The organism is Gardnerella sp. C0026F2, from assembly GCF_056590715.1.
Window position 1 is genome coordinate 1 of sequence record NZ_JBWPWR010000005.1, and the last position, 5,026, is coordinate 5,026.

Below are 5,026 nucleotides of genomic sequence, written 5' to 3' on the forward strand. Positions count from 1 at the left end.
TGGTGAGAGTGGCGAACGGGTGAGTAATGCGTGACCAACCTGCCCCATGCTCCAGAATAGCTCTTGGAAACGGGTGGTAATGCTGGATGCTCCAACTTGACGCATGTCTTGTTGGGAAAGTGTTTAGTGGCATGGGATGGGGTCGCGTCCTATCAGCTTGTAGGCGGGGTAATGGCCCACCTAGGCTTCGACGGGTAGCCGGCCTGAGAGGGCGGACGGCCACATTGGGACTGAGATACGGCCCAGACTCCTACGGGAGGCAGCAGTGGGGAATATTGCGCAATGGGGGAAACCCTGACGCAGCGACGCCGCGTGCGGGATGAAGGCCTTCGGGTTGTAAACCGCTTTTGATTGGGAGCAAGCTTTCGGGTGAGTGTACCTTTCGAATAAGCGCCGGCTAACTACGTGCCAGCAGCCGCGGTAATACGTAGGGCGCAAGCGTTATCCGGAATTATTGGGCGTAAAGAGCTTGTAGGCGGTTCGTCGCGTCTGGTGTGAAAGCCCATCGCTTAACGGTGGGTCTGCGCCGGGTACGGGCGGGCTAGAGTGCAGTAGGGGAGACTGGAATTCCCGGTGTAACGGTGGAATGTGTAGATATCGGGAAGAACACCAATGGCGAAGGCAGGTCTCTGGGCTGTTACTGACGCTGAGAAGCGAAAGCGTGGGGAGCGAACAGGATTAGATACCCTGGTAGTCCACGCCGTAAACGGTGGACGCTGGATGTGGGGCCCATTCCACGGGTTCCGTGTCGGAGCTAACGCGTTAAGCGTCCCGCCTGGGGAGTACGGCCGCAAGGCTAAAACTCAAAGAAATTGACGGGGGCCCGCACAAGCGGCGGAGCATGCGGATTAATTCGATGCAACGCGAAGAACCTTACCTGGGCTTGACATGTGCCTGTCGACTGCAGAGATGTGGTTTCCCTTCGGGGCAGGTTCACAGGTGGTGCATGGTCGTCGTCAGCTCGTGTCGTGAGATGTTGGGTTAAGTCCCGCAACGAGCGCAACCCTCGCCCTGTGTTGCCAGCGGGTTATGCCGGGAACTCACGGGGGACCGCCGGGGTTAACTCGGAGGAAGGTGGGGATGACGTCAGATCATCATGCCCCTTACGTCCAGGGCTTCACGCATGCTACAATGGCCGGTACAACGGGATGCGACATGGTGACATGGAGCGGATCCCTTAAAACCGGTCTCAGTTCGGATCGTAGTCTGCAACTCGACTACGTGAAGGCGGAGTCGCTAGTAATCGCGAATCAGCAACGTCGCGGTGAATGCGTTCCCGGGCCTTGTACACACCGCCCGTCAAGTCATGAAAGTGGGCAGCACCCGAAGCCGGTGGCCTAACCCTTTTGGGATGGAGCCGTCTAAGGTGAGGCTCGTGATTGGGACTAAGTCGTAACAAGGTAGCCGTACCGGAAGGTGCGGCTGGATCACCTCCTTTCTACGGAGTTTTTGTGCACGCTCGGTTGAGTGTGGTTACTGGTGTGGAAAACAGTAGTTAACGTTTATGTAAGTTTTTGGGCATGCTTTTGGGTTCCCGGATTGCCACCCCCCTTGTTTTGGGGTTGCGGTCCTTGACTCACAGGATTTCAGTGTTGGTGCTTTTGAGTGTTGGTGCTGGGTTTTGTGGTGTTGTGGTGGTTTGAGAACTGGATAGTGGACGCGAGTAAAATGCGAGACTTTTTTGGTTTCGATTTTTTTGCTTTTATCAATTTCAACCGGCTCCTTTTGTTGGAGTCGCTTGATCGTTTTGTGATCGTTTAGTGTGATGATTTTTTGTCTAGAGAATTTTGCTGATGGGTTCTTACTTTAGTGTTTGTCACTGGTAAGGGCGTATGGTGGATGCCTTGGTAGACAGGACCGATGAAGGACGTGACGGGCTGCGATATGCCTCGGGGAGCTGCCGAGTGGGCTTTGATCCGAGGATTTCCGAATGGGGAGACCCGGCCACCGTTATGGGTGGTCACCACAGTTTTTGTGGGGGGTACGCAGGGAAGTGAAACATCTCAGTACCTGCAGGAAAGGATACTCCGTGAGTAGTGGCGAGCGAAAGCGGATCAGGCTAAACCGGGTGCGTGTGATAGCCGTCAGGTGTTGCGCATTCGGGGTCGTGGGATGGACTGTTCAGCCTCTGACGGGGTTGAGGAGAGTGATAAAATGTCGTGCTAGGTGAATGGGATTGAATTCCCAGCCGTAGAGGGTGATGGCCCCGTAGCTTGTCGTGCGATGTCTCTTTATGTTTATTCCCAAGTAGCGCGGGCCTCGTGGAATCCCGCGTGAATCTGCCCAGACCGTTGGGTAAGCCTAAGTATTCCTGTCTGACCGATAGTGTACTAGTACCGTGAGGGAAAGGTGAAAAGCACCCCGGGAGGGGAGTGAAATAGTTCCTGAAACCGTGCGCTTACAATCCGTCGGAGCCTTCTTTGTGGGGTGACGGCGTGCCTATCGAAAAATGAGTCTGCGAGTCAGTGGTATGTGGCGAGGCTAACCCGGGTGGGGGAGCCGTAGCGAAAGCGAGTTTTAAAAGGCGTTTGAGTCGCATGTCCTGGACCCGAAGCGGGATGATCTAGCCCTGAGCAGGTTGAAGCGCGGGTAAGACCGTGTGGAGGACCGAACCCACCTAGGTTGAAAACTGGGGGGATGACTTGGGGTTAGGGGTGAAAGGCCAATCAAATTCCGTGATAGCTGGTTCTCTCCGAAATGCATTTAGGTGCAGCGTCGTGTTATTGCTTACAGGGGGTAGAGCTACTGGATGCTTGCGGGCCCATACCGGGTACCAATAGCAGCCAAACTCCGAATACCTGTTAGGTTTATCACGGCAGTGAGTCGGCGGGGGATAAGCTCCGTCGTCAAAAGGGAAACAGCCCTGATCGTCGTCTAAGGTCCCGAAGCGCGTGCTAAGTGGGAAAGGATGTGGAGTCGCATAGACAGCCAGGAGGTTGGCTCAGAAGCAGCCATCCTTGAAAGAGTGCGTAACAGCTCACTGGTCTAGTGGTTCCGCGCCGACAATGTAGCGGGGCTTAAGCACGCCACCGAAGACGCGGCTGCATGATTTGTTTCATGTGGGGTAGGAGAGCGTCCTGTATGGGGTGAAGCGGCAGTGTGAACTTGTCGTGGACTTTACAGGAGTGAGAATGCAGACATGAGTAGCGAGAGACGGGTGTGAATCCCGTCCGCTGAATGACTAAGGGTTCCGGGGCCACGTTCGTCGTCCCCGGGTGAGTCGAGTCCTAAGGCGAGGCCGACAGGCGTAGTCGAATGGATGAACGGGTTGATATTCCCGTACCGGTGTTACACCGTTCGAACTGAATCTGAGAGTACTAACCTTCATTTATGAGCTGGCTTCCTTTCGGGGTTGTTGGCTTGTTTGTGTTGGGACTGTATCGGTAGTAGGTTAGCGTGGGAGTGACGCGGGTAGGTAGCCGGCTGCGGAGGTGGTTTTCCGTGGCTAAGCGTGTGGGCTGTCTCCTAGGTAAATCCGGGGGATATTAAAGCTGAGGCGTGATGGGTAGGCTGTAAGGCTGATTCCGGTGATCCTGCTTGCCAAGAAAAGCTTCAACGTGAGGTGTGATTCCGCTCGTACCCTAAACCGACACTGGTGGTCTGGTAGAGTATACCGAAGCGATCGGGCGAATCCTGGCCAAGGAACTCGGCAAATTACTCCCGTGCCTTCGGCATAAGGGAGACCCCTGATGGTGATATGGTTTCGCACTGTTGAGCTGTTGGGGGTGGCACAAGCTAGGGGGTAGCGACTGTTTACCAAAAACACAGGAGCGTGCGAAGGCGTAAGCCGCTGTATACGCTCTGACGCCTGCCCGGTGCCGGAAGGTTAAGAGGATCCGTTAGCTTCGGTGAAGCGGTGAATTTAAGCCCCGGTAAACGGCGGTGGTAACTATAACCATCCTAAGGTAGCGAAATTCCTTGTCGGGTAAGTTCCGACCTGCACGAATGGCGTAACGACTTCCCCACTGTCTCGGCCAGGAGCCCGGCGAAATTGCAGTACGAGTAAAGATGCTCGTTAAGCGCAGAAGGACGAAAAGACCCCGGGACCTTTACTATACCTTGGTATTGTCGTTAGGTGTGGATCGTGTAGCATAGGCGGGAGGCTGTGAAGCGCGGGCGCTAGCTTGCGTGGAGTCGACAGGTGAAATACCGCTCTTTCCATATCTGGCGTCTAACCTCGACGCGTTATCCGTGTCAGGGACAGTGCCTGGCGGGTAGTTTAACTGGGGCGGTTGCCTCCTAAAGAGTAACGGAGGCGCTCAATGGTCCGCTCAGCCCGGTTGGCAATCGGGTGTTGAGTGTAATCGCACAAGCGGGCTTGACTGTGAGACTGACGGGTCGAGCAGGGACGAAAGTCGGAGATAGTGATCCGGTGCCGGCGTACGGACGTGGCATCGCTCAACGGATAAAAGGTACCCCGGGGATAACAGGCTGATCATTCCCAAGAGTCCATATCGACGGGATGGTTTGGCACCTCGATGTCGGCTCGTCGCATCCTGGGGCTGGAGCAGGTCCCAAGGGTTCGGCTGTTCGCCGATTAAAGCGGCACGCGAGCTGGGTTCAGAACGTCGTGAGACAGTTTGGTCTCTATCCTCTGCGCTCGTTGGAATGTTGAGGAGACCTGCCCATAGTACGAGAGGACCTGGGTGGACGAACCTCTGGTATGCCGGTCGTCACGCCAGTGGCGCTGCCGGTTAGCTACGTTCGGAAGGGATAACCGCTGAAAGCATCTAAGCGGGAAGCCTGCTCCAAGATAAGCATTCCTTGCACTTTAGTGTGTGAGCCCCCATGTAGAACACGTGGTTGATAGGCTAGACGTGGAAGCCCTGTAAGGGGTGGAGCTGACTAGTACTAACGGGCGATGGTGACATTCTTCTCCACTTTTACTAGTGGGGAGGGTAGTTCCTTTTGAGTATTATTCTTCTAGCGTTAATGAGTACTGAATGTTTTGCTTAACGATCGGTTGGTAAAAGAGTTTTTATTCGCGTTCATGTCCGGTTCCCTAACCGCCACGTGTTGCCACTCA

General features: G+C 55.0%; 2 rRNA genes. Both read left to right on the forward strand.

The window, feature by feature from the left end:
- Nucleotides 1-1,438: ribosomal RNA gene (locus AC1EK3_RS05950) — 16S ribosomal RNA — on the forward strand; the annotation flags it as partial.
- A 374-nt stretch (nt 1,439-1,812) separates the two neighbouring features.
- Nucleotides 1,813-4,874 (forward strand): 23S ribosomal RNA (locus AC1EK3_RS05955).
- Nucleotides 4,875-5,026: the final 152 nt, after the last annotated feature.